Below are 25,101 nucleotides of genomic sequence, written 5' to 3' on the forward strand. Positions count from 1 at the left end.
GATTTCGGATGGCTTTTTTGATATAAGTATATGTGTATCCGCTTTCTTGCACGTAGCCAAACAATACAATGTCGGATGAACGATTTGTGGTTCTGTTGACAGTAAACTGTTGTCTGCCTACGAGTATCCGCAACTTACATAGTTACATTTTAACCAAGGTGCAAAATTGCGGATACTCTTATAAAACTTTAACTATTTCTTCCATTAGCCACCTTCACTTCATCCCCAACAGCTATTTTTTCACCTTTTAGTAGCAGCATGTTTTGACCAAACATAACTTTGCCATCTACAGTCCGATAGCTTGCCAAGGTTTTTAAAGGTTCCTTGCTTTTATTCGCATTTTCTTGATCTACGGTCACCATCACACACCTGGCACAAGGTTTTGTAATTTTGAATAGGGCGGTTCCGACTTGAATTTGATCCCATTTGTCTTCTTCAAATGCTTCTCCTCCTTCAAATACCAAGTTTGGTCTAAACCGATCCATGGGCACCGGGCGTTCCAGTTTTTTATTAAGGTCGTCCAATGAAGATTGCCCAATCAAAAGGTAGGGCATCCCATCTGCAAAACTGACAGATTCTCCATTGACAGCATATTTTTCCTTTAGCTTTCTCTTTGTGCTTTCTGGCATGATTACAAGTTCGCAAGCCATGGACAATTGTTCGCTGAACCAGTCGCTGACATGTTCATCTACAACCTGCCCTTCTACCACATCCTCCCATATACTGACGTTTTTCAACTTGTTAGTTTTGGCATCTAATGGAAAGGAAATACTGATATTTGGTTCTTTTTTGTGCGTGATTTGCAGCTTGTCTTTAGAGATGCTTACTTGCAGTAAAGCTAGTTTCGGGATGGTTCTTTGGGACAAAAATTTTCCGTCTTTGTCTATCAGCATCCATCTTCGGTCGTATTGCAGCCCTTTTTCTTCTAAAATTGCTTCAGTTAATCTTATCCCACCCAAGGATTTGATAGGGTAAATGTAGATGTCTTTTAAGTGCATTTGGTGACAGTTGATTGAAATCAAAAGTCAAGATACAACCTTTTGAATTTTTCAGGTATCTCAAATGAAAAGAATTTGGTGATGAATTGATAAAATTGATTTTCCTGTTCTACTTTCAAAAATTCGATTGGATTTATTAGTGTGCTTAGGAAATTGTGCTCTGAAGGTTCGTAAGAAAAAAATAAGACAGTGGCCAAGCAAACGAGAAAGACCAATGCCCATCTTTTTCTTTCTTTTCTACGTTTTGCCAAATTATCCCGAATCATACTACTAAGATACAGATTTTAAGAAAAAGGTTGCATTGGAATAATTTTATTCAAAGTAAATAATATCTATATTCGACTTACACTCTGTCAACCCGAAAAAAAATTAACTCCATAAAACATTCTATTCCACTTGAAGCTTATTCAAGTTTGAAAACAATAAAATATGATCATTGATCAATTCCAAAGGAAACATAATTATTTAAGAATTTCATTGACTGATGTTTGTAATCTCCGTTGCAAGTATTGCATGCCTAATGAAGATTACCCCTTTATGCCTAAGGATAATTTGATGCAGGCTTCAGAAATCGAGCAGATAGCTAAGGTGTTTGTTGATCTTGGAGTTGATAAAATCAGATTGACTGGCGGGGAACCAATGGCTAGGTCTGACTTTGATGATATTTTGAAGAGATTGTCGAAGCTCCCAATTTCTCTTACTTTGACGACCAATGCAACATTGCTCCATAGATACATTCCTCAGATTGTAACAGCAGGAGTCAAAAGTATCAATGTTAGTTTAGATACCTTAAGAGCTGACAAATTCATCAAATTGACAAAAAGAGATAAGTTTGATTTGGTGTATAAGAACATCAGTCTAGCTCTGGAAGCAGGATTGAAAGTTAAGCTAAATATAGTGGTCATGAAGGGAACCAATGATGACGAGATCTTAGACTTTATTGCTTTGACTAAAGATGAATCGATTGAGGTCAGGTTTATAGAATTTATGCCTTTTGAGGGAAATAAATGGGAAAAAGATATCGTAATGTCGAAAAAAAATCTGCTTGAAATGGTGTCCTCTGAGTATGAAATATTTCCAAAAGAGAAAGAACTTCATGATACAAGCGAGCCATTTGGAATTAAAGGACACCTGGGCAGTTTTGCAATTATCAGTACCATGACAGCCCCTTTTTGTGCTGGATGCAACAGGATGCGGTTGACGGCAGATGGTAAAATGAAAAATTGTCTCTTTTCAAAAGGTGAAATGGACCTGCTGACTGCGTTGAGGTCTGGTCAAGATATCAAATCTTTGATTCACAAAAATGTATGGCAAAAGGCAGAGAAATTGGGAGGACAAATGAAGTCCAATTCTTTGTCTGAGATTAATATTGAGAATCTAAAAAATAGAAGCATGATTAGTATAGGTGGATAAATTATTTAGCAGATCAAATCCTATTAATGAATGAAAATGAAGTCAAACATGTAATATACCAAGTGATTTCCAAATTTAAGCTTTCTACATAAATCACATTTCTTTAAGATAAAAATACGCACCACTTTCATATGAATAAAATGATCACCGTTGACATAGCAAAGAGTATTTTGAAATCACTTGCTATTCAAAGAGAAATGATTACGATACCAATTGTTGATGCAGTAGATTGCTTTTGTGCAGAAGCGGTTTTTTCCCCTATATCAGTTCCTTCTTTCGACAATTCAGCTATGGATGGCTACGCATTGTGTTTTGATGAACTTCAATCTGAAATGGAGATTTCTGCTATGGTCAAAGCGGGCTCTACGACAAAAGAAGCTATAAAGACAGGGACGGCAGTTAGGATATTTACCGGGGCTCCAATTCCTTCAGGCGCGGATACAGTGGTCAAACAGGAGATTGTTAGAGTCAATGGAAATCGCTTTTCAATAGATCCAAGTTTGGTGAATAAAGGTGATTTTGTAAGGGTAGTAGGCGCACAGTGTAAAGCAGACGATGAGATTTTAGGGCGTGGAGATAAAATTTCATTTGGAACAATAGCTTTGCTTGCTTCTCTAGGGGTTCAAGATGTTAAAGTGTTTAGAAAGCCTAAAGTGGGGGTGATTTTGACTGGAGATGAAGTTGTAACTTCTGAATTAGAGCTTCAGGATGGTCAGATATATGATGCAAATGGGCCTATGTTATGCGCTGCATTGATGAAGTTGGGAATCCAAGTGGAATTTGTCGAAAAAGTAAAAGATGAAGCTTTTGAAGTCGAAGCGTCAATCAAAAAGCTTATAGAAAAAGTTGATGTTTTGATCCTCAGTGGTGGGATTTCTGTTGGTGATTTTGATTTTGTCAGACCTGCTTTACAAAATTTAGGAATAGAGGAATTGTTTTATAAAGTTGCCCAGAAGCCAGGAAAGCCATTTTACGCAGGTGTCTTGGGGTCCAAGTTTATCTTTGCACTACCAGGTAATCCATCATCTTCACTTTCTTGTTTTCAGGTTTACGTCAGACCTTTTCTCAATCGTTTTTCTGGAGATGAATATGCTTATGATTCTGATTTCAAATTTCCGTTGGTCCAAGAATACAAAACGGACTCTTCATTGACATTTTTTCTGAAGTGTGAATTGAAAAACAATATGGTTCGTGTCTTAAATGGTCAGGAATCATTTAATCTCGTATCATTCAATAAAGCAACAGGTTTGGTGGAAATCCCAAGTAGGGATGCTCAGGATGTAAATGATGGTTTATACAACTATTACCCTTTCTAAATAATGGATTTGTGGACAGTCTTATTGTTGTGCCTACTACCGATCGCAGCTTTTTTATACGCTTCAGTAGGTCATGGAGGAGCTAGCAGTTACTTGATGATATTGACCTTGATGGGTTTTCTACCAGAAGATATAAGGCCTTCGGCTTTGCTATTAAACATATTTGTATCGTTGATTTCCTTTCTGAATTTCAGAAAGGAGGAGTCTTTGCAAAAAGATTTGTTTTTTTCCTTGATTGTTTTTTCTATTCCTGCAGCATATCTAGGAGGGACTATCTTATTGGATACTGATATTTACCGAAAAATACTCGGAGTGATTTTGCTGTTTCCTGCATTGAGATTCTTGATGGTTTTTCCTGAATCAAAAAAAGTTGTCGTAGAAAGAAAAATATGGATGGCGCCATTGCTTGGGGTATTGATAGGCTTACTTTCTGGCTTGGTAGGAATTGGAGGGGGAGTTTTACTTACACCGATTGTCTTAGTTCTTGAGTGGGCAAATGTGAAGCAAACGGCGGTTTTGTCTTCATTGTTTATATTTTTGAACTCAATAGCTGGTTTTGTGGGTTCTGGGGCGTTGAGTTTCGATCTTCCAAGTGAGTTTTGGTTTCTAATACCAATTACGATAGCAGGAGGATTGCTTGGTGGGTATTTTGGAGCAAAAAAATTCAGCAATTCAGCACTGCGATATCTGCTCTGCGCTGTCCTTATATTCGCATCAGTCAAATTATTGTTAAATTAAGATTTAAAAGAAATGAAATTGATTGTTAAAGTATTTGGGAAGATTTCGGAAGAAATTGGGGAAAGTGAGTTTATGATAGAAAAATCAGACAATATAGCCTCTTTAAAAAGTGAAATTAATACAATTTATCCTCAGTTGAAGGATTTGAAATTTGCGATAGCTGTCAACAAGAAGCTTTCTACAGATTCGGACAAGATTCCTGAGGGAGCTGAAATTGCACTTCTGCCACCTTTTTCGGGGGGGTGATTTATGGATAGATTTGATAGGCATTATAATTTGAAAGGTTTTGGGCAGAAATCCCAGCAAAAGCTTCAGGACGCAAAAGTTCTGGTAGTGGGAGCAGGTGGGTTAGGTTGTCCTGTATTACTCTACCTTGCTTCAGTAGGTTTTGGTAAAATAGGAATCGTGGATGGAGATCTAGTGTCTGAGTCCAATCTTAGTCGCCAAGTACTTTTTGGTCAACATGATTTAGGCAAAAACAAAGCTGAGGCAGCAGTTCAGATCCTTCGTGGAAAGTATAATGATATCGAGCTTGTCTCAATTCCTGAATACTTGAATAGAGAGAATGTTACTGAGTATCTCCATGATTATGATCTAGTTGTGGATGGTTCGGATAATTTCCCAACCCGCTATTTGGTAAATGATGCTTGCGTTTTGCTTGGCAAGCCATTGGTGTTTGGTGCCTTATATCAGAATGAAGGACAAGTGGCAGTTTTCAACACTAGTGGTATTCAGTCAGTAAATTATAGGGATATCTATCCAATACCACCATCAGCCCACGAAGTGCCAAATTGCAATGAAGCTGGAGTTTTGGGGGTTTTTCCTGGTATCATTGGTTGTATGATGGCGTCTGAAGCAATCAAGCTTGTGTCTGGGTTTGGGGAAATATTAGATGGAAAGATGCTTTACTATAATTTTCTCAATCATTCTGAATATAAAATTGAGCTTACGAAAGACCCACAAAGTGAAATTTCCAGACCCAAATCAGCAAATGATTTAATGCAAATGGATTACCAAGATTTTTGTGGGTTGTCTTCTCAGATTAATTGGGAAGATGTAATCCCTTTGATGGAGGAATTTGGAGATACTGTTTTGGTTGATCTTAGACAACCTCATGAAGAGCCTGAACTGGAGGATATTCCTTTTATTCGTGTTCCCATGAATCAGATTCATTTGAAAAATTCTGAATTGGCAAGAACCAATACAATCCTTTTGTTTTGTCAAACAGGAATAAGAAGTATGAAGGCATCAAAATTACTTCAAGAAAAATACCCCGATAAATACATTAGATCAATCTCTGGAGGAATCAACTCCTTTGATCTCAATCTTTAAAAAAAATAAAATGGAAAAGACTAGAAAACCAAAAAACATATTTGTAGAAGGAGCAATTTCTCCTGAGAAAATCGCCAAATCTATTGCTAATCATGCTACCAATCATGAAATCGGTGGTCACAGTATATTTCTAGGTCAAGTAAGAGCTGACGCAAAAGAAGGTGGAAAAGTCACTGCCATCGCATACACCGCCTATGAAGAAATGGCTCTTCAGCAGGCATTCGAAATCAGGGAAGCAGTTTTTGAGAAGTATCCTTTGACATGCATGCACATCTATCATAGCTTAGGTGAAGTTAAGGTAGGAGAAATCTGCCTATTTGTGTTCACTTCATCCAAACATAGAAAAGCGGCCATTTCGGCTTGTGAAGAACTAGTGGAAAGGATCAAGAATGAATTGCCGATATGGGGGAAAGAATTGGTTAGCAATGATACCTCAGTTTGGAAAGAAAACACTTGAAGTTTGTCATTGGCGAAATTCAGCTAAAGTATCCCTTGAAAGCAATACTTTATGACATGAAAAGTATTTTTTGGAAAGAAATTGTCAGGTTTTGGAAAATAAAATGTCACCAATTACTGACATTCTGACGTAAATTTTCACAGTATTTCCCTTGGCACAACCCTTGTCAATAGGTGATTTATAGTTTTAAAAATTGAACAATCAAAAAATAAAAATATAAAATCATGGGAAAAATCATAGGTATAGACTTGGGTACTACTAACTCTTGTGTTGCTGTAATGGAAGGGAACGAGCCAGTGGTCATCCAAAACAGTGAGGGAAGAAGAACCACGCCATCTATTGTGGCATTCTTAGACAATGGTAATGGTGAGAGAAAAGTAGGAGATCCTGCAAAACGTCAGGCAATCACAAACCCAGCAAATACTATTTCATCTGTAAAAAGATTTATGGGTAAGAAGTTTTCTGAAGTTTCAGAAGATAAAAAACATGCTTCTTACAAAGTAGAACAAGGTTCTAACGATACTGTTGCCGTCAAAATCGGAGACAGATCTTACACACCACAGGAACTTTCGGCAATGATTCTTCAGAAAATGAAGAGTACAGCAGAAGACTTCTTGGGTCAAGAAGTAACAGAAGCAGTGATCACCGTACCTGCATACTTCAACGATGCAGAGCGTCAGGCAACCAAAGAAGCAGGACAAATCGCAGGTCTAGAAGTAAAGAGAATTATCAACGAGCCTACTGCTGCCGCATTGGCTTATGGTATGGACAAGAAAAACCAAGATATGAAAATCGCAGTGTATGACCTTGGTGGTGGTACGTTCGACGTGTCTATCTTGGAATTGGGTGATGGTGTATTCGAAGTGAAATCTACCAACGGTGATGTTCATCTAGGTGGTGATGACTTTGATCAAGTGATCATCAATTGGCTTGCAGACGAGTTCAAATCAGAAGAGCAAATTGACTTAGTTCAAGATCCAATGGCACTTCAGAGATTGAAAGAAGCTGCTGAAAAAGCTAAAATAGAATTGTCAAGTTCTTCTTCAACTGAGATCAACTTGCCTTATATCACTGCTACACAAACAGGCCCAAAGCACTTGGTGAGAACGTTGAGTAGAGCAAAATTTGAGCAACTTTCTGAATCTTTGGTGAAGAGATCTATGGATCCTTGTATCAAAGCTTTGAAAGATGCTGGTCTTTCTGCCTCTGATATCGATGAAGTAATATTGGTGGGAGGTTCTACTAGAATCCCTAAAATCCAGGAAGAAGTAGAGAAATTCTTTGGCAAAAAACCTTCAAAAGGTGTAAATCCTGATGAGGTAGTAGCTATCGGTGCTGCTATTCAAGGCGGTGTATTGACTGGTGAGGTTAAGGATGTGTTGTTGCTAGACGTGACCCCTCTATCTCTTGGTATCGAAACCATGGGTGGAGTATTCACCAAATTGATCGAGGCTAACACAACTATTCCTTCTAAGAAATCAGAAGTGTTCTCAACAGCTGCAGATAATCAGCCTGCTGTAGATATCCACGTATTGCAAGGAGAGAGACCTTTGGCCAAGGATAACAGATCTATCGGTAGATTCCAGTTGAGCGATATTCCACCAGCACAAAGAGGAGTTCCTCAAATCGAAGTGACTTTCGATATCGATGCAAATGGTATCCTTAATGTGTCTGCAAAAGACAAAGGCACTGGAAAAGAGCAAAAAATCAAAATTGAAGCTTCTTCAGGATTGTCACAGGATGATATCGAAAGAATGAAAAAAGAAGCAGAAGCAAATGCTGCCGGAGATAAAGCTGAAAAAGAAAAAATCGAAAAGCTAAATGGAGCAGATAGCTTGATCTTCCAAACTGAAAAACAGTTGAAAGAATATGGAGACAAGTTGTCAGATGGCAATAAAGCGAATATATCCGCAGCATTGGAAACTTTGAAAACAGCGCATCAGTCTCAGGATTTGTCAGGTATTGACGCTGCAATGGAAGGCTTGAACAAAGCTTGGGAAGCTGCTTCTCAGGAAATGTACAATGCTACCGGCGGAGCAGAAGGTCCTCAATCAGGACCAGAAGCAAATGCTGGAGGGTCAGCTGAAGCTGGTGACGGTGTTTCTGATGTAGATTACGAAGAAGTATCTGAGGATAAAAAATAATTCTTAATCATTTAATATAATGAAAAGGCATCCGTACTCGATACGGTTGCCTTTTTTTATTTAGGGCTTTTGAGAATGAATTATATAGAATGTTTTTGTTTGCTGGAAGAATAATTGCAAAAGAAATTTATTCTTCACAAAACTGACTTACTTCTCTCTTATTTTAGCATTCTCTAAAATAACTGAAGTAGTTGGGTAAACTATTTTGACATTTATTTCTTCACGGAATCTGTCAAGAATGTTTTCAGTAATCATATGTTCAAAAAATCTTCTTTTTCTTGGATTACACAAATACCTTAGAGATAGCTGTATGCCTTTTTCATGTATTTTCGCATAGACAGTAGGTGTATATTGAGTGAAAGAAATGAAATGTTCCTTATGCGCCCTCTTTAAGGCAATTTGAATTCCTTTGTACTCTTTTTTGAAAATCTCGTCAAGCATCTCATTGAGTATCAATTTAGCACGTTTATAATCAGAGTCTAGACTGATATTTAGCTGCTGTTCATTCCATATGTAATCAAACCCCTGACTATAGTTTGCCTGCGGAGCTGAAAACACCATTCCATTTGGCACATGAATTATACGTCCAGTGCTTTGTTCGGCATCTACCCAATTACCCACTTCCAGAATACTAAATTGAAAAACCCTAGTATCTACGACATCACCTTTGAAATCACCTATCTGTATTCTGTCTCCTATGTCAAATGGACGACGCCAAAGGATAAACATCCAGCCAGCTATATTTACAAAAATATCCTTCAAAGCGATGGCAATTCCAGCGGAAAGCAACCCTAAGAAAGTGGTAATAGATTGGAAATTACTAATCCAGATATTTCCGATCAACAAAAAACCTATAAAAACGATAGTATACTGTATGGTTTTTCTCCAGTGATAGAATTTCTTTAGTTCAGTAGCTTCTCTTTTTGCACCCAGGAGTTTGAATGCCCCCTTTTTTAGCAACCATAAAACTAGAATGATTAAAATGGTCTTGTAAGTATTCCATCTCAGATCATGCTCCACAATGCTATCAAGATAATTAATCCATTCTTCCATATTTATAAAAATGTAATACTATGCAATTACAAAATTAACCATTCAATTTTATCTTTTTTATCGAAGAATAAAAAACTTTCTTCGACTGTTATTTATTCTTCTAAAACTTATAAGAGTAAAGTCAAGATGAAAAATACTTCAAAATTTGATTAAGGTGTTTTTTTTTGCCAAAGTTTCTTAATAGCTGTTGTTTTTCAAACTATTTTTTAATTATGTTTTGGATGAAATGTTTTTAAAATCCCACTCTGTGTATCATTCAATCAGCAATTAGTTATTTCTCTACTGTTCTTTAATTCTTAATTTTTGTCAAAATCCAAAATAATAGTTAAATCACAAGACAAAACCATTTATATTTCGTTATTACATTATTGGCGTGAGAATATTTATTGATCATTGAGTATTAACCTTAAAAAAGACAGTAGATATGAGAGAGTATGCAGTGATGGAGACGCCCTTGGGCAATGTCAAAGCAGAAGTATTTGACGGTTATTTGATCTCTTTACAATTTACCGAAGAACCTGAAACCGATACCTTCCTAGATGGGGTATTGATGGATGTCAGGATTCAGTTAGGCTTATATTTTCAAGGGAAGCAAAAGACATTTGACATTCCCGTAGCACTCGGAGGTACAGATTTTCAAAGGAAAGTGTGGCTTGAAATTAACAAGATCCCTTTTGGAAACACAAAAACTTACGAGCAAATAGCACATAGCCTAGGAAACCCAAATGCAATAAGAGCTGTGGGTACCGCTATAGGTTCAAATCCAATATTAATGATGCTCCCTTGCCATCGAGTAGTTGGCAAGAATGGTCAGCTTACAGGTTATGCCGGAGGACTTTGGAGAAAGTCAGAATTGTTGGAGTTGGAAAATAAGGACAAAGTAGGGAAGCAATCAGTTTTGGGGTTCTCAAACTAGCAGTTGTTCTTTTGAATAGAAAAAGCTTCGCTTTGGGTGGTAATCATCCTTTACGAAGTTTTTTTTATATTTGACTCAAAACGCTTAGTCATTCATGCAGTCAATATCCATTATTCCTTACATGGCAGAGTACCAGGCTGATTTTCAGAAAATCAATCAGGCTTGGGTTCAACAATATTTTTCCCTAGAGCCATTCGATTTAGAACAATTGCAAAACCCAAATTCTTCTATCATTAACCATGGTGGGGAAATACTTTTGGCAAAAGCTGAAGAAAGGATCGTCGGGACAGTAGGGCTGAAATTTGTAGAGGCTGGCGTTTTTGAAATGATCAAAATGGCTGTCATACCAGAGTTTCAAGGAAAGGGGATAGGAAAGGCATTAGCAAGTGCAATTGTGGAAAAAGCTAGAGTTTTGGGAGGTAAGAAGTTGGTTCTTTACAGCAATACCAAGTTGGCGCCAGCACTTGGGCTTTATAGGAGTTTAGGGTTTTCTGAAATGCCGCCAGAATGTGGGAAATATCTTCGTTGTGATATCAAAATGGAACTAGACTTATGAGGGGTGTGATTAGGGTCAGGCAGGGGACTATAGAGGAAGTTGTTGCTTTAAGCCATCGAATCCCAGAGTTTTTTCGGCCATATGATAAAAAGGTCTATGAAGATAGGCTAAAAGGTACACCTCATTTGATTTTGATTGCTGAGGTTGATGATCGACAGGTTGGTTTCAAAGTAGGTTATGAACGAGATTTACCACATGTTTTTTATTCATGGATGGGAGGAGTTTTAGAGCCTTATAGAAAAATGGGGGTTGCCACAAAACTGGCAGAGGCACAAGAGCTTTGGGCTTCAGATCAAGGCTATCTCAAAATCTATTTCAAAACAAGAAACAGGCTAGTCAATATGATTCGTTTTGGTTTGAATATGGGGTTTATGATTGTAGATCTTGTCAAAAAGGATGGGATAGAGGAGTATAGGATCGTGATGGAGAAAGTGTTAGGTTGAAGTGGCAATGGATTCTTGATAGAAATAGATGAATATGAATTTCAAAATTCTTGCTGTTAAGGTATTGAGCATCAAATTAGGATGGATTAAAAAATTGTGCCTGCATATACATCAGTTGTAAAACAAAGAGGTATATTAGATTGCTTTGAGCCTACCGTTGACTGTCAGCGATTGTCTGCGGACAAATTGATCTTGCCTGAATTTGGTTTACACATTAGTGTCTAGTGTCAGGTTTTGATTCTTCGTTTAATTGAACTTCTCTTTTCATACTAGTAGCCATTTAATAATATTGTTTGAAGTTTAAATTAATCAGCTGTTATCGAATGACCTTAGACTGTTTTCCAAATTGATCTGTTTCAAGCATAATTTTTCTAATGTTAAAATAAAAGCTACCTTTGCAGTCCGAAAATCGGTAAGAGTTTTACACAGCGGTTCGATTACCCGCTTTATCAAAAATTAAAATGGACAAAAAACAAGGAGTAGCAGCGGGGAATATGCTTCCAATTATGGAAGCTTTTTATACAATTCAAGGAGAAGGGACTTTTTCAGGACATCCTGCGTATTTTATAAGATTAGGTGGTTGTGATGTTGGTTGTGTTTGGTGTGATGTCAAAGATTCTTGGGAAAGTGAAAAGTGGCCTGTTTTATCAATCGAAGATATTGTAGCCCAAGCAAAGGCCTTTCCTTGTAGAAAAGTAGTAATCACAGGCGGAGAGCCTTTGATGTATAACTTAAATCCTTTGACGACACTTTTGAAGGGAGAAGGGTTTATTACTCACATTGAGACTTCAGGAGCACATCCTTTTTCAGGAGATTTTGATTGGGTTTGTTTTTCACCAAAAAAATTCAAAGCCCCACATCAAAGTATTTATGCTGTTGCGAATGAATTGAAAGTAGTTGTTTTTCACAAATCAGATTTTGAATTTGCCGAAAAACATGCTTCTCTCGTTAATAGAGATTGTAAATTACTTCTTCAACCTGAGTGGAGCAAAGCCAATGTCTTCACAAATCAGATTATTGATTACGTAAAGTCACATCCAAATTGGAATATATCGCTACAAACACATAAATTTATGGATATACCATAAATCCATGAGGCAAGTTCATCTATTCATACTCTTTTTGTTTTTCTCTTTTTCAAGTTTTAGCCAGACTTATACTATTATAGACAATCGGGCTATCAAACTTCATCAAGAGGGTGATGAGTTTGTCCAAAAGAGAATGTACGATGAAGCCATAGCCAAATACAAAGCCTCAATCAGCAGAGAAGCTAATTTTTTGGAGTCGTATCTGAAATGGGGTAGAATTCTATTGACAAAAGGATTGCCGGAGGAAGCCTTGGAGATTGTCGATCGGGGTTTGGCGAGAAATGTCAAAGCACCCGCAGGTCTTCTTGGTGAAATTGCCTGGCTCAAAACCCATTGCTTTCTCAAGATTGGCGGATACAATTCCGCTATTCAGGAGTTTGATAATACCAAAGCCTTGATGCCTACCGAATTCAAATCGACCCGTCCGTTCAAAGAGATGGAGCAACAGATTGATTTTATCAGAATCGGCATTCAGGAGGTTTATGATATCAAAAAAGAAAAACTTGCAGAACCACTCAATCAATTTACACTTCAATATTTCCCAGTACTCACTGCGGATAGTAAAAAAATGCTTTTCACCAAAAGAGATGGAGTCACAAATAGTGAGCATGAAGATATTTTTGTGTCTTATTTCGATGAAGATTCTGCCAGATGGGGTGAGCCAAGAGGCATTGCTTCGAGCATCAACTCAGCATATAATGAAGGTACTTGCACCATCTCAGCAGACGGGAAAATCTTGATTTTTACTTCTTGCCAGACTCCAGATTCCTTTGGGGATTGTGATTTATATATTTCATACAAAGTAAACGATGAATGGCAGAAGCCTTCCAATATGGGTAAAAGTGTAAATTCAAGGGTTTGGGACTCGCAGCCTTCACTATCCGCAGATGGAAGAATTCTCTTTTTCTCTTCCAATAGAAGAGGAGGTTTTGGAGGTAAGGATATTTGGTACTCCTTAAGAATGGGGGATGGGTCTTGGTCTGAGGCAAAAAATCTTGGGTCTAAAGTGAATACACCAAAAGACGAGGTGTCTCCATTTATATACTTTAATAATGAAATCTTGTTTTTTGCCTCAGATGGGCATTTGGGTTTTGGAGGGATTGACTTGTTTATATCCAGGGTAGAAGGGGGCGAATTTGGGAAACCAGTCAATCTTGGATATCCAATCAATGACCATCAAGATCAACTTGCACTTTTTATTACTGCCCAAAGAGATTTCGCATATTACACGGAGACTATTTTGAATGATGGAAATCAGGAGCGATCGTTTCTTTATAAATTCAGGTTTCCAGAGCAGATAGATTTGGGGGAAAAGCTAATGGTAACAGCAGGTAAGGTTTTGAACAAAAACACAGGAGAGCCTGTTGAAGCCAAATTGTCATTGGTAGATTTGGCCACTGATAGCACAATGTACCAATTCCAGTCAGATGGAAGAACAGGGGATTTTACAATGCTTTATCCCAAAAAAAGTGCATCAGGGCTTTACGTAGAGAAAAAAGGTTTTATTCCCAAAATATACAATGTTGACAGGGACAGTTTGCAGAATCAGGAAAACTTAAATGTAGAACTTACACCTGTAGCAGCAGGAGAGGAGTTTACCTTCGAGAATATTTTCTTCGATTTTGATAAGGATGAATTGAAGCCTGAATCCAGCACCTCTTTGAATAGGTTGATTTTATTCATGGACGAAAACCCAAATGTCAACATTAATATAATAGGCCATACCGATAATGTAGGTTCGGAGTCATATAACAAAGGGTTAAGCTCACGAAGAGCGAATAGTGTCAAGCAGTTTTTGATTAAAAAAGGTGTTAACGAAAGTAGGCTTTACACAGAAGGTTTAGGATCTGACAAACCAGTTGCTCCCAATGACAGCAGTTTAAATAGAGCTCTCAACCGAAGGATTACAATCTCTATTCTGTGACAGACATGTTTTGAGCCTGTTCTTGATATTCTTATGAGATTTTGTTCAGTTTGAGTAGTTTTTGAAATTATTATTTTTCAATTATCAGTTTTTTAGAAAAAATAGGTCGTTTTTAAATGATATTTAAAAAACTTTCTTGGTTTTTTAAGTTATCAAAACAACCTTCTATCAATTTTAGATTAGATTGATTTGAAATTATTTCACGCTATTGAAAAAATAGTATTTTTAATATCGATATTTTATTGAATACAACTTAAATATACTGTAAAATATTATAATAATGCACTTTAGTATTGTTTTAGAGAACATTTTATTTAGTGATTTATTATGTAAATAATTCAATTTAATATCTTTATAAATACATTAAATATAAAAATAACATTATAATTATATATATAATTATATATATCATGTTGTTAGATAATCAATGAATTATAGCCCCAAAAATACTTTTTGATTGATTTGTTAAGATAAGTTAAAAAAAAATTATCTTTTGATTATTTAATAAACACAAACTTTATTTTTACTAATAATTTAATTTATATATAAATTACAGAATAAAAGTTTGCTGAATGGTTTAATTCTAAATGAACCGATTGTGTGATTCGTATGCAGTTCATGTAAATTTTTTTAAAATCTTAGGATTATATCAAGTTTATAGATAAAATTGGAGTATCGTTAAACCAAAAAATAATAGTATGAAGAAAGTTTTACTTCTAGGGCTTGCGTTCCTTTTTGTAAGTGCTGCTGCATTTGCACAAGGTCGCGTAGTCACTGGGACGGTGATTTCATCAGATGATAATCAGCCGATTCCAGGTGTTACCGTGATAGTGAAGGGTACAACAGTTGGTACCGCCACTGATTTAGATGGGAAATATTCTTTGAATGTTCCTGAAAGTAGTAGTGTTTTATCTTTTAGTTTTCTTGGTTATTCACCTCAAGAAATCAATATAGGCACTAGGTCAATCATTGATTTGACTATGTCTTCAGATATGACCTCCTTAAATGAGGTTATAGTGACTGGTTATGGAACCCAGACAAAAAGAGAAATAACAGGAGCCGTTTCTTCTGTTGGTGGTGAATCAATCCAAAACCTTCCTTTACAATCATTCGATAGAGCACTTCAAGGAAGAGCTGCTGGAGTTTTAGTTCAAAACGCTAGTGGTATCCCAGGTGGTGCATTGAGAGTGAGGATCCGTGGCCAGGGTTCTATCAATGCTGGTAATGATCCTCTTTACATTGTAGATGGTGTTCAGTTCAATAATGCTGATAATGCTTCCAACGTATCTACCAACCCACTTGCCTCTATCAACCCAAATGATATCGAGACAATGGAAATCCTAAAAGATGCAGCGGCATCTATTTATGGTTCTCAAGCTGCAAATGGTGTTGTTATCATCACTACCAAAAGAGGTAAAAAAGGTAAAACACAGGTTAATTTCAATACCTATACAGGTTGGGTTACTCCAATTCGTCAAGTAGAAATGATGAATTCTCAAGAGTTTATTAACTACAGACTTTTAGCATTTAGAAATAACAGACAGAGATTCCCGACTACAGCAGCTCTTACTAATGAAGGTGTTGCAAGAAGAGATGCATTGAATGGCCTTACGGCTAGTGATTGGCCGGTTTTAGGTCAAGTGGGTAACTTAAATACAGTGGCTGGTGTACAAGCCTTGGCTAACATTCCTGAGTCTGAATTGATGGCTTTTATAGATGGTCTAGAGACTTACGATTGGCAGAATGAGATCTTCCAACAAACTGGTAGAATCAGAAATTATGAATTAAGTGCTAGAGGTGGATCCGATAACACTAGATTTTATATTTCAGGTGGTTACAATAAGCAAGAAGGTCAAATTAGACAGTTTGATTTTGAAAGAGCAAATATCAGATTCAACATTGATCATGATCTTAACAAGAAAGTAACGATTGAAACTCAGCTTAATGCTAGTACAATTCTTCAAAATGCAACTGTTACTGGTGGATCTCAATTTGAGAACCCCACTTTTGCAGGTCTCTTGATTCTTCCTTTCAATCCATTCTACAATTCAAATGAAAGAGATGACTTTAGAGAGCCTTTAGCAGGTATTCTTCAGGAAAATCCATTAAAATCATTGGCTTTCAATGAAAGAAATAACAGAACGAATCAATTGAATGGTAATATAGCACTTAACTATAAAATCACAGATAAATTGAGGTTCAGAACTTTCTATGGTTTAGATTACAGAGCTATTCAAGAAAACAGATATACTGATCCAAGAACCTTTGGAGGTAGAAATAATGCAGGTTCAGCATTTGCGCAATACCAGACAAATACAAACTTCATTACTACGCAGCAGTTGAACTATTCCCACCAAATCAATCCTAAAAATAGAATTGACGTAATGCTTGGTGCTGAATATAGATCAGAAGCAAATGAAGCGTTCTCTGTTAGTGCTCAGGGATTCCCAACTCCACAATTCCGTACGATTCAGTCTGCTGCTGAGCCAACTGGTGCAGGCGGATTCTTTACTGAGTGGAAAAATGCAGGTGTTTTCACAAATGTGAAGTACGCTTTTGATAACAAGTTCTTCGTTAATGGTACTCTAAGATATGATGGCTCATCAAGATTTGGTTTTGATAAAAGATGGGGTTTATTTCCTTCTATCGGAGCATCATATGTACTTTCTGAAGAAGAATTCTTGAAAGGGTCTTCTTTCTTGGATGATTTGAAAATCAGAGCTAGTTATGGTACAGCTGGTAACAACAGGATTAGTAATTTTGCTTCTAGAGGACTTGTTAGTTCTGCAGGTGCAGGTAATTACCTGAACACTCCAGGTCTTACAATCTCAGGTCTAGCAAACAATATGCTTTCTTGGGAAACTCAAATCACAACAAACTTTGGTGTTGATTTCGCCTTTTTGGAAGGTAGAATCTCTGGTTCCGTTGATGCTTATAAAAGACTTTCTACAGATTTACTTTTAGACAGATCTCTTCCAAATACATCGGGCTATGGTTCAATTTCTGAAAACGTAGGTGAATTAGAAAACCGTGGTATTGAAGTGGCATTAAATGCTGTTATAATTAATTCAGGTGGATTTAAGTGGAATACAGCATTCAACATTGCATTCCAAGATCAAAAACTACTTTCTCTTTTTGAAGGTCAAGAAAATATAGGTACTGCGCTTCAAGTAGGTCATCCTCTAAACCTTTATTATGCGCCAAGATATGCAGGGGTAAACCCAGCTACTGGTAGACCAATGTTCTATGATAGAAATGGTAATATTACTTATCAGCCAACCAACGGATCAACTATTGGTGACGAAAATGATGATCGTGTTATTTTAGGAAATACTAACTCTGACTTCTTTGGTGGTTGGACACATAACTTCTCTTATAAAGGATTCTCTTTAGAAGTACTTTTCCAATATGATTACGGTAAAATTGGTCAGGATGGTACGGGTGGTTTTGCTTATAACCCATACGAAACTAGACTTAACTTGTATTCAAGATTGTTGGATATTGTATGGAGAGAACCAGGAGATATTGTAAGTATGCCAAGACCAAATTCTGCAGCTGAAGTTGGAGGAGTTGGTATAGGTACACATAGAACACTCCAAGACCTTTCATATATCAGGTTGAAGCAGGCTACACTAGCTTATGAAGTACCAGCAAGGTTCTTGTCTAGATATGCTGTTTCTAGAGCTAGAATTTATGCGCAAGGTATTAATCTTTGGACGTTAGATAAGTTTACTGGTTTAGATGTGGAATTTACAGGTGGATCTACTACAGGTATTTTCCCTCCAAGTAAAAACTATACTGTAGGTGTTCAATTAACATTCTAATTTAAGATGAAAATGAAAAAAATTAAATATATAGCATTGCTTGCAGGATCTTTATTTGCTGCAAGTGCATGTAGTGACCTGCTTGATACAGAGCCTAAGCAATCAATTTCGGTTGAAGGAGCGCTAGCTTCAGCTGACGTACTTACTGGTCTTTTGATTAATTGTTACGATGATTATCAGAGTAATGCAAGACTTGGAAGTGCTTGGTTTGTAATGCCAGAAATAATGGCAGACAATTTCACTAGAAACATTAATAGAGGTACTTTTGGTGCTCAATTTAACAACACTTTGAATGCTCACATGGGTGCATGGGGTAATTATTCCACCATGTTGAGATTGAATGTTGTTATTGAAGGTGCAGATGTATTGCCTCCAGCAGTTGTTGGCGAAGCTTATGCGTTGAGAGCTTTATCCTACTTTTATTTGATGAATATTTATGCTTACATGCCTACTAATGTAATAGCAGATCAAAATAGAGGTGGTGTTCCTTTGATTACCTCTGCTGTTCTTGATATTGCAGATGTGACATTTCCAGCAAGAGCATCAATAGATGAAGTTTATGATTTTATGCTAGCGGATATCGAAAGGGCTATTGGTTTATTAGCTACGACTGGTACTAAAGCTAGGTTTACAAAGGCAAGTGCAGCTGCTTTAGGGTCAAGAATAGCTTTATATAGAGGTAATTGGTCTTTGGCTGCTCAGTATGCTGAAGATGCAATTAGTTCAGGTATTGCAAGATTATCTACACCTGCAGCTTATGCAAGTGATTGGGCTACTGCAATCCATCCTGAGGCACTTTGGTATTTGGAGTTTCAAAATAATGAAAATCAGGGTCCTAATGAGTCTCTTCAATCTATTTATATAAGTGGACCAACTACTCTTCATCCAGATTATGTAGGTAATGGAGATTTTACACCTAGTTTAGCTGTAAGAAATCTTATTACTGCAAATCCAAGCGATGTAAGAAATGGCATCTTAAAACCACAAACTATCGTAGGTCGGGCAAACGCTGTAGGTACTATCGAGATGCATAAATTCCAAGGTAATACAGGTCAACCTAATACTGATAATATCCCAATTTTCAGAATGTCTGAAATGTACTTAAACTTGGCTGAAGCTAGATATCACTTGAATCAAATACCTGCAGCTCAAGCAGCTTTACAGACTTTGAAAAGAAGAAATCTAAATGATGCAGCTTTGGTAATTACTACGACAGGTGCAGATTTGCTTGAAGAAATTCTTACAGAAAGAAGGCTTGAATTGTTGGGTGAAGGTCATAGATTCTTTGACTTGAAGAGATATGGTAGAGATATTGACAAAACGGCTTCTGACCTAATTGGTGAAGTGATAGAGTTCAATGATCGTAGAATCCTTGCGCCACTTCCTTCTGGTGATTTGAATATTAATCCAAACCTTATCAACAACTTTGGTTACTAATCTTGAAAATTATGAAAAGAATATTAATTCAATTTTCCTTCTTCGTAGCTTTACTTGCTTTGTCAGTAAGCTGTATTGAGGATATAGATCAAACGAGAATATTTAAAGGTGATCCTTTAGTAGAATTTAATTCTCCTGTGAGTAATGCAAACTTTACAAGGCTGACGAATGCTGGTGCAGGGGTGATTTCTGAGCAGGTTAATTTGATCGCTCCGCAATTTTCTTCTGATCAAACTATCACCTTTAGAGTTGATAGTGAGCTTACTACAGCTGAGGCTGGGGTTCATTACAACTTAGGTTCTAATGGTTCTTTTGTAATTCCGGCGAACTCGAGTTTTGGCTCAGCCCAAGTAGAAATCTTAGGTACAGCGATACCTGCTGGAACTACAAGGTTACTTGTTTTGGAATTGGTTGGTAATGATGTTATCAAACCTTCTGAAAATCACAAAAGGGTAAGAATCAGCATTAGACCTTAAGTCACATTGTTTATAAATGAATGGACTTCCCAACTGGGGAGTCCATTTTTTCGTATAGTCCAAAATAGATTTAATTTTACAGCGATATCATGCCATTTCTAGGAGGTTTAAGTTAGACTCTTTTGATTACAGTGGACTTATTCATATGATATCTTGATATAGTATAGTGAAAATGATAGAATTAATGTCCTTTCATATAGGAACTTTAAACATGTTAAATGCTCACGAGGGAGGTTCTTAAGAAGGGGTAAGGTAATTCATTGCGTCCCATAGTCTATTTCGATCAATTGGCATGACATTTGAAAATAAATATTAATAAACACATGAAAAAAACGATCATTTTACTCGCATTATTTTCAATTCCCTTTTTCTCATATAGTCAAGATCAGTGGGATGCTAGTATACCAGAAACACTTTTTCTTGGTAGATCTGTTGATGATTATCTCAATACAGTAACAGGATCTATGTATATATTTGATGATTTTCAAGAAGGTAAAATTAAGTTTACTAAAGGTGATTTATCTGGCCCTGTTCTTCTTAATGTAAACGCTTACAAGAAAGAGCTCAATATAAAAAAAACTATTGATGGAAGTCCACTTGCTTTAGATCTTGACTTTATTCAAGAGGTTATAATAAACGGCACTGATGGTGATAAATTTTTCCGCAAATTATCTGCTGATAATTTTGAAAAAGGGAAATCAGAAACATTTTTGTATGAAGTTTTATTTGATAATGATGGTCTTACTTTGATTAAAGAAGAGGTTATACTCCTTTCCAAAGCAGAGAAAGGCGCGTATGCGTCTGGACCACAGGAAGATAGTTTTATCTCTTCTGTAGTTTATTATTTATCAAATAAGAACAATCCTTTTTCATCAACCAATTTGGCAAAAGCTTCTATTCAGAAGATTTTGGGGAAAGAAGTGGCTTCCTTGATTGATTCCCATTTTAAATCAAATGGCTTGTCTTGGAAGTCAGAAACAGATATTGTAAATGCACTTAGTGCAATTGAGGTAAAGTAGGTAATTCAGAGATTTCATCTAATTTTGATTTTCAATTCATGCTTTTCCTAACTTAGAATTAGATTCCATATTTCTTTTTGTTATTTTTGCACTCCAAATCAATAGATTAATGATACACGTTTGCAGAAAAGAACATTTCAATGCAGCTCATAAGCTTTGGAATCCTAAATGGTCCGACGAAAAAAATGTGGAGGTTTTTGGTCCTTGTGCCAATGTCAATTGGCATGGTCATAATTTCGAACTTATTGTCACTGTCAAAGGATTGCCTGACGCTGAAACAGGTTTTGTAGTGGATCTGAAGCAATTGAGCAATATAATCAGATCTCTCGTTATTGATAAAGTTGACCACAAAAACCTGAACCTAGATGTGGATTTTATGCTCGGGAAAATGGCAAGTTGCGAAAACCTTGTCATGGAGTTTTGGAAAATCCTGGAGCCTGCTGTAAATGAAATCGTACCTCATGGCAAGCTTTATAAATTGACACTATACGAAACTCCTAGAAATTTTGTAGAATATTTTGGTGAGTAATGATCTTTAATAATTTAAAATTTTGGGTAGTCTCTTTTTGTTGGGGCTGCCCTTTATTTTTTATTAACTTCAAAGTGAAATTATTCCAATTATAATGTTAGAGCTACTCCAGAAAAATGAAATATTATATCATATCAGGCGAAAGGTCAGGAGACTTGCACGCCTCCAATTTGATTAAATCTCTTAAAGCTAAAGATCTCAATGCCACTTTTAGGGGAATGGGAGGTGATTATTCTAAGAAACAAGGTCAAGAACTTCTTGTCCATTATGAGGACGTAGCATTGATGGGCTTTTTGGAGGTAGTTCTGGGTTTTAGGAAAGTTTTGAAATATCTTTCTCTGGTCAAAAATGACATCTTGAACTATAAACCTGATGTTGTGATTTTGGTTGATTATGGTGGGTTCAATATGAAAATAGCCAAATTCGCCAGCGATGAAAATTTTTCAGTACATTATTACATTCCTCCTAAAGTTTGGGCTTGGAATCAGAAGAGAGCACTTAAGATCAAGAAGTATGTAGATAGGGTCTATTGTATTTTGCCTTTTGAAGTTGAGTTTTTTATAAATTTTCAAGTTAATGCCACTTATGTAGGTAATCCATTGTTGGACGAACTGAAAGAATTCAAACCTCACGATTTTTTCCATCAAAAAAATGAATTGAGTTATCAGCCGATTATCGCTTTGTTGCCAGGGAGCAGAAAGCAGGAGTTGACAAATATGATGAATGTGATGATTTCTTTGGTAAAAGATTTCCCGAATGCTCAGTTTGTAGTTGCTGGAGTTAAAAATCTTCCTGAGAACTTGTATCAGCCTGCTATCGATGCTGGAATCAAAGTGGTTTTTGATCAGACTTATGATATTCTTCATCATGCCAATGCAGCGATTGTAACTTCAGGTACTGCAACGCTCGAGACTGCATTGTTCAGAATTCCGCAAGTAGTCGTGTATAAAACTAGTTCCTTGAGTTATGCTATCGCAAAAAAACTTATTCGAGTGCCATATATTTCACTTGTTAATTTGATTGCAGGGAGAGAGGTAGTAAAAGAGCTTATTCAATCTGATTTTAATAGGGAAATGATCTCAGAAGAGCTCAATAAAATTTTAGGCAATAATATTTATAGAGGGATGATGTTGCAGGGTTATGATGATATCAAAAATAAAATAGGCGAAAATCAAGCTTCTTCGACTACAGCAGATCTGATTTGGGAAAGTATCAATACTTAAAAGTCGATTGAATCTGAATTTTTCGATTTTTTAATTCACAATTCTCTTCCTAATTCATATCCAATTTGGATATAGGGGAAAAGCTACAGATTGAATCTTGTCGGGTTTTTGTAGTTTTTAAAAATATTCTTACTGAAAAATCATGAGGTATATTAAGATATGAACTGTTTGTGTGCCACAATTTCAAATGACACTAACGAATATAAACAAAAAGGGAGCTGGTTTTTAAACCAGCTCCCTTTTTGTTTTTAAGCTACTTGCAATTTTTTGAATTTTGATTTATCAAATTGTTCATGTGCATATTTCGCATCAACTACAAGCTCCTTGACTTTATTGTCAGAAGGTAGTTCATACATTGCATCAGTAATGATAGCTTCGCAGATAGACCTTAAACCTCTTGCTCCCAAGTTGTATTCCATGGCTTTTTCTACAATGTAGTCAACACCACTTTCTTCGAACACCAAATTCACACCTTCCATTTCCATCAGCTTCTGATATTGCTTTACGAGTGCATTTTTAGGTTCTGTCAAAATACTTTTCAAAGCAGTTTTGTCTAGTGGGTCCAAATGTGTAACTACTGGAAGACGTCCTATCAATTCAGGGATTAACCCAAATGACTTCAAATCTTGGGCAGTTACATATTGCAACAAATTATCTCTATCAGCATGGGCTTTATCCTCTGCTTTCCCAAAACCCAAAGGCTGTGTGTTCAATCTTCTTGCTATATGTCTTGTGATTCCATCAAAAGCTCCGCCACACACAAAAAGAATGTTTTCGGTATTGACGGCAATCATTTTCTGGTCAGGGTGCTTTCTGCCTCCTTGAGGAGGTACGTTTACGATAGTTCCTTCAAGCAATTTCAAAAGGGCTTGCTGAACACCTTCACCACTCACATCTCTTGTGATAGAAGGGTTGTCTGACTTTCTGGCAATTTTATCGAGTTCATCTATGTACACGATGCCCTTTTCGGCTGCTTCCACATTGTAGTCAGCAGCTTGGAGCAATCTAGTCAGGATGCTTTCCACATCTTCACCCACATAGCCTGCTTCTGTTAATACAGTGGCATCAGCGATACAAAACGGTACCTCTAATACCTTGGCCAATGTTTTTGCCAAATAGGTTTTTCCTGTACCAGTTTCGCCTACCATGATGATATTCGATTTTTCGATCTTAATCTCATCATCAGCATTCATTTTTTGCTGTAGCCTCTTGTAATGATTATATACTGCAACGGTCAGCACCTTTTTGGCTTCAAATTGACCAATTACATATTCATTAAGGAACTCAGTGAGTTCCTTAGGTTTTTTGAGTTTGAACTTTTGGTTTTTCTCTGGTTTTTTAGTTTTCTCCTCTTCCCCGAGAATCTGATATGCCTGATCTATGCAAAAATTGCATATATGTGCAGATATACCAGATACCATTAGATCTACATCTTTTTTATTTCTTCCACAAAAGGAGCATGTAACTTGAGCCATTATTTTGCTTTTCTTATCAAAACCTCATCAATTAAACCATATTCTTTGGCTTCTGGTGCTTTCATCCAATAATCTCTGTCAGAGTCTCTTTCGATATCTTCGTAAGACTTACCTGAGTGCATAGCCAATATGTCGTAAAGCTCTTTTTTCATCGACATGATCAATTTCAATGAGATTTCCATGTCTCTTGACTGACCTTGCATCCCACCTGATGGCTGATGAATCATCACCCTTGAATGTTGAAGTGCAGACCTTTTGTCCTTTGCGCCACCCGCTAGCAATACAGCCCCCATAGATGCAGCTATTCCTGTACAGATAGTTGCTACGTCTGGATTGATATATTGCATGGTGTCATAGATACCCAAGCCAGCTGTAACCGAACCGCCCGGACTATTCACATAGAGTAATACATCCTTCTTAGGGTCGGTGGATTCCAAGAATAGTAATTGAGCAGTAATGATGTTTGCTATAAAATCATCAACCTGAGTTCCCAAGAAAATAATTCTATCCATGATTAATCTTGAGAAAACATCAATCTCCCTGAAATTTGTTGGACGTTCTTCAATCACTGATCGAGTCATTCCATTGATGAAGGTATCATATTGGTCAAATGCATTGCCACTAATACCTTGATTGTGAACTGCAAATTTTCTGAATTCGTCTTTATTGAACATGTTGATTTTTTTTAGTCGTTTACAAAAATAAAAAAAGCCCTTAAAGAAGGACTTTTTGTTAACGAA

General features: G+C 36.7%; 22 protein-coding genes. 18 read left to right on the forward strand and 4 right to left on the reverse strand.

Annotated features, from left to right (window positions below; genetic code table 11):
- Positions 1-188: 188 nt before the first annotated feature.
- Positions 189-998 (reverse strand): MOSC domain-containing protein, encoded by an 810-nt coding sequence (locus MM213_RS14955; RefSeq protein ID WP_241413544.1) that lies wholly within the window; start codon positions 996-998, stop codon positions 189-191.
- 429 nt (positions 999-1,427) lie between these two features.
- Here MM213_RS14955 and moaA point away from each other — a divergent pair, with 429 nt between their 5' ends.
- From moaA to dnaK, 7 genes are all read left to right on the forward strand, one after another.
- Complete coding sequence (gene moaA / locus MM213_RS14960) at positions 1,428-2,411, forward strand: GTP 3',8-cyclase MoaA (protein WP_241413545.1); 984 nt, start codon at positions 1,428-1,430, stop codon at positions 2,409-2,411.
- Between the two features lie 131 nt (positions 2,412-2,542).
- Positions 2,543-3,727 carry a molybdopterin molybdotransferase MoeA gene (locus MM213_RS14965; protein WP_241413546.1) on the forward strand — a complete coding sequence of 395 codons (1,185 nt, stop codon included), beginning with the start codon at positions 2,543-2,545 and terminating at the stop codon, positions 3,725-3,727.
- A gap of 3 nt (positions 3,728-3,730) precedes the next feature.
- The gene (locus tag MM213_RS14970) at positions 3,731-4,465 is read left to right on the forward strand and encodes a sulfite exporter TauE/SafE family protein (protein WP_241413548.1); all 735 of its coding nucleotides are present in this window, start codon (positions 3,731-3,733) and stop codon (positions 4,463-4,465) included.
- Between the two features lie 12 nt (positions 4,466-4,477).
- The gene (locus MM213_RS14975; RefSeq protein ID WP_241413550.1) at positions 4,478-4,711 is read left to right on the forward strand and encodes a MoaD/ThiS family protein; all 234 of its coding nucleotides are present in this window, start codon (positions 4,478-4,480) and stop codon (positions 4,709-4,711) included.
- Positions 4,712-4,714: 3 nt separating this feature from the next.
- Entirely contained in the window at positions 4,715-5,797 is a 1,083-nt protein-coding gene (locus tag MM213_RS14980) for a HesA/MoeB/ThiF family protein (RefSeq protein ID WP_241413552.1), read from the forward strand.
- A gap of 10 nt (positions 5,798-5,807) precedes the next feature.
- Entirely contained in the window at positions 5,808-6,254 is a 447-nt protein-coding gene (locus MM213_RS14985; protein ID WP_241413553.1) for a molybdenum cofactor biosynthesis protein MoaE, read from the forward strand.
- Between the two features lie 224 nt (positions 6,255-6,478).
- A complete protein-coding gene (dnaK, locus tag MM213_RS14990) occupies positions 6,479-8,398 on the forward strand; it encodes a molecular chaperone DnaK (RefSeq protein ID WP_241413558.1) in 1,920 nt (639 codons plus the stop codon).
- 147 nt (positions 8,399-8,545) lie between these two features.
- Here the strand turns inward: dnaK and MM213_RS14995 are convergent, their stop codons facing one another.
- Positions 8,546-9,451 (reverse strand): mechanosensitive ion channel family protein, encoded by a 906-nt coding sequence (locus MM213_RS14995; protein ID WP_241413567.1) that lies wholly within the window; start codon positions 9,449-9,451, stop codon positions 8,546-8,548.
- Positions 9,452-9,875: 424 nt separating this feature from the next.
- Here MM213_RS14995 and MM213_RS15000 point away from each other — a divergent pair, with 424 nt between their 5' ends.
- From MM213_RS15000 to lpxB, 11 genes are all read left to right on the forward strand, one after another.
- Complete coding sequence (locus tag MM213_RS15000; protein ID WP_241413571.1) at positions 9,876-10,367, forward strand: methylated-DNA--[protein]-cysteine S-methyltransferase; 492 nt, start codon at positions 9,876-9,878, stop codon at positions 10,365-10,367.
- A 94-nt stretch (positions 10,368-10,461) separates the two neighbouring features.
- Positions 10,462-10,923 carry a GNAT family N-acetyltransferase gene (locus tag MM213_RS15005; RefSeq protein ID WP_241413573.1) on the forward strand — a complete coding sequence of 154 codons (462 nt, stop codon included), beginning with the start codon at positions 10,462-10,464 and terminating at the stop codon, positions 10,921-10,923.
- The gene (locus MM213_RS15010; protein ID WP_241413574.1) at positions 10,920-11,366 is read left to right on the forward strand and encodes a GNAT family N-acetyltransferase; all 447 of its coding nucleotides are present in this window, start codon (positions 10,920-10,922) and stop codon (positions 11,364-11,366) included. Before MM213_RS15005 ends, MM213_RS15010 begins: the two co-directional genes overlap by 4 nt.
- A 461-nt stretch (positions 11,367-11,827) precedes the next feature.
- Complete coding sequence (locus MM213_RS15015; protein ID WP_241413575.1) at positions 11,828-12,454, forward strand: 7-carboxy-7-deazaguanine synthase QueE; 627 nt, start codon at positions 11,828-11,830, stop codon at positions 12,452-12,454.
- A gap of 4 nt (positions 12,455-12,458) precedes the next feature.
- Entirely contained in the window at positions 12,459-14,378 is a 1,920-nt protein-coding gene (locus MM213_RS15020) for an OmpA family protein (RefSeq protein ID WP_241413577.1), read from the forward strand.
- 698 nt (positions 14,379-15,076) lie between these two features.
- The gene (locus MM213_RS15025; protein WP_241413579.1) at positions 15,077-18,202 is read left to right on the forward strand and encodes a SusC/RagA family TonB-linked outer membrane protein; all 3,126 of its coding nucleotides are present in this window, start codon (positions 15,077-15,079) and stop codon (positions 18,200-18,202) included.
- Positions 18,203-18,214: 12 nt separating this feature from the next.
- On the forward strand, positions 18,215-19,639 hold the full coding sequence (locus MM213_RS15030) for a RagB/SusD family nutrient uptake outer membrane protein (RefSeq protein WP_241413581.1): 1,425 nt from the start codon (positions 18,215-18,217) through the stop codon (positions 19,637-19,639).
- 11 nt (positions 19,640-19,650) lie between these two features.
- Positions 19,651-20,115, forward strand: coding sequence for a DUF4843 domain-containing protein (locus tag MM213_RS15035; protein ID WP_241413583.1), 465 nt, complete (start codon positions 19,651-19,653; stop codon positions 20,113-20,115).
- 299 nt (positions 20,116-20,414) lie between these two features.
- The gene (locus MM213_RS15040) at positions 20,415-21,134 is read left to right on the forward strand and encodes a hypothetical protein (RefSeq protein WP_241413585.1); all 720 of its coding nucleotides are present in this window, start codon (positions 20,415-20,417) and stop codon (positions 21,132-21,134) included.
- Positions 21,135-21,243: 109 nt separating this feature from the next.
- Positions 21,244-21,663 (forward strand): 6-pyruvoyl trahydropterin synthase family protein, encoded by a 420-nt coding sequence (locus MM213_RS15045; protein ID WP_241413587.1) that lies wholly within the window; start codon positions 21,244-21,246, stop codon positions 21,661-21,663.
- Positions 21,664-21,779: 116 nt separating this feature from the next.
- Positions 21,780-22,886, forward strand: a complete 1,107-nt coding sequence (lpxB, locus tag MM213_RS15050) for a lipid-A-disaccharide synthase (protein WP_241413588.1) — start codon at positions 21,780-21,782, stop codon at positions 22,884-22,886.
- Positions 22,887-23,134: 248 nt separating this feature from the next.
- On the opposite strand, the gene clpX is transcribed toward lpxB, so the two are convergent.
- Both clpX and MM213_RS15060 read right to left on the reverse strand, forming a co-directional pair.
- Positions 23,135-24,361, reverse strand: a complete 1,227-nt coding sequence (gene clpX, locus MM213_RS15055) for an ATP-dependent Clp protease ATP-binding subunit ClpX (RefSeq protein ID WP_241413590.1) — start codon at positions 24,359-24,361, stop codon at positions 23,135-23,137.
- Positions 24,361-25,035, reverse strand: coding sequence for a ClpP family protease (locus tag MM213_RS15060; RefSeq protein WP_255806980.1), 675 nt, complete (start codon positions 25,033-25,035; stop codon positions 24,361-24,363). The genes clpX and MM213_RS15060 overlap by 1 nt, the downstream gene beginning before the upstream one ends.
- Positions 25,036-25,101 lie beyond the last annotated feature (66 nt).

The sequence above is a fragment of the Belliella alkalica genome, assembly GCF_022549785.1.
In the GTDB taxonomy this organism is placed as follows: domain Bacteria; phylum Bacteroidota; class Bacteroidia; order Cytophagales; family Cyclobacteriaceae; genus Belliella; species Belliella alkalica.

Coding starts and splice junctions, on each gene's coding strand:
- MM213_RS14955 (WP_241413544.1), bottom strand. CDS start 998: ATGCACTTAAAAGACATCTACATTTACCCTATCAAATCCTTGGGTGGG.
- moaA (WP_241413545.1), top strand. CDS start 1,428: ATGATCATTGATCAATTCCAAAGGAAACATAATTATTTAAGAATTTCA.
- MM213_RS14965 (WP_241413546.1), top strand. CDS start 2,543: ATGAATAAAATGATCACCGTTGACATAGCAAAGAGTATTTTGAAATCA.
- MM213_RS14970 (WP_241413548.1), top strand. CDS start 3,731: ATGGATTTGTGGACAGTCTTATTGTTGTGCCTACTACCGATCGCAGCT.
- MM213_RS14975 (WP_241413550.1), top strand. CDS start 4,478: ATGAAATTGATTGTTAAAGTATTTGGGAAGATTTCGGAAGAAATTGGG.
- MM213_RS14980 (WP_241413552.1), top strand. CDS start 4,715: ATGGATAGATTTGATAGGCATTATAATTTGAAAGGTTTTGGGCAGAAA.
- MM213_RS14985 (WP_241413553.1), top strand. CDS start 5,808: ATGGAAAAGACTAGAAAACCAAAAAACATATTTGTAGAAGGAGCAATT.
- dnaK (WP_241413558.1), top strand. CDS start 6,479: ATGGGAAAAATCATAGGTATAGACTTGGGTACTACTAACTCTTGTGTT.
- MM213_RS14995 (WP_241413567.1), bottom strand. CDS start 9,451: ATGGAAGAATGGATTAATTATCTTGATAGCATTGTGGAGCATGATCTG.
- MM213_RS15000 (WP_241413571.1), top strand. CDS start 9,876: ATGAGAGAGTATGCAGTGATGGAGACGCCCTTGGGCAATGTCAAAGCA.
- MM213_RS15005 (WP_241413573.1), top strand. CDS start 10,462: ATGCAGTCAATATCCATTATTCCTTACATGGCAGAGTACCAGGCTGAT.
- MM213_RS15010 (WP_241413574.1), top strand. CDS start 10,920: ATGAGGGGTGTGATTAGGGTCAGGCAGGGGACTATAGAGGAAGTTGTT.
- MM213_RS15015 (WP_241413575.1), top strand. CDS start 11,828: ATGGACAAAAAACAAGGAGTAGCAGCGGGGAATATGCTTCCAATTATG.
- MM213_RS15020 (WP_241413577.1), top strand. CDS start 12,459: ATGAGGCAAGTTCATCTATTCATACTCTTTTTGTTTTTCTCTTTTTCA.
- MM213_RS15025 (WP_241413579.1), top strand. CDS start 15,077: ATGAAGAAAGTTTTACTTCTAGGGCTTGCGTTCCTTTTTGTAAGTGCT.
- MM213_RS15030 (WP_241413581.1), top strand. CDS start 18,215: ATGAAAAAAATTAAATATATAGCATTGCTTGCAGGATCTTTATTTGCT.
- MM213_RS15035 (WP_241413583.1), top strand. CDS start 19,651: ATGAAAAGAATATTAATTCAATTTTCCTTCTTCGTAGCTTTACTTGCT.
- MM213_RS15045 (WP_241413587.1), top strand. CDS start 21,244: ATGATACACGTTTGCAGAAAAGAACATTTCAATGCAGCTCATAAGCTT.
- lpxB (WP_241413588.1), top strand. CDS start 21,780: ATGAAATATTATATCATATCAGGCGAAAGGTCAGGAGACTTGCACGCC.
- clpX (WP_241413590.1), bottom strand. CDS start 24,361: ATGGCTCAAGTTACATGCTCCTTTTGTGGAAGAAATAAAAAAGATGTA.
- MM213_RS15060 (WP_255806980.1), bottom strand. CDS start 25,035: ATGTTCAATAAAGACGAATTCAGAAAATTTGCAGTTCACAATCAAGGT.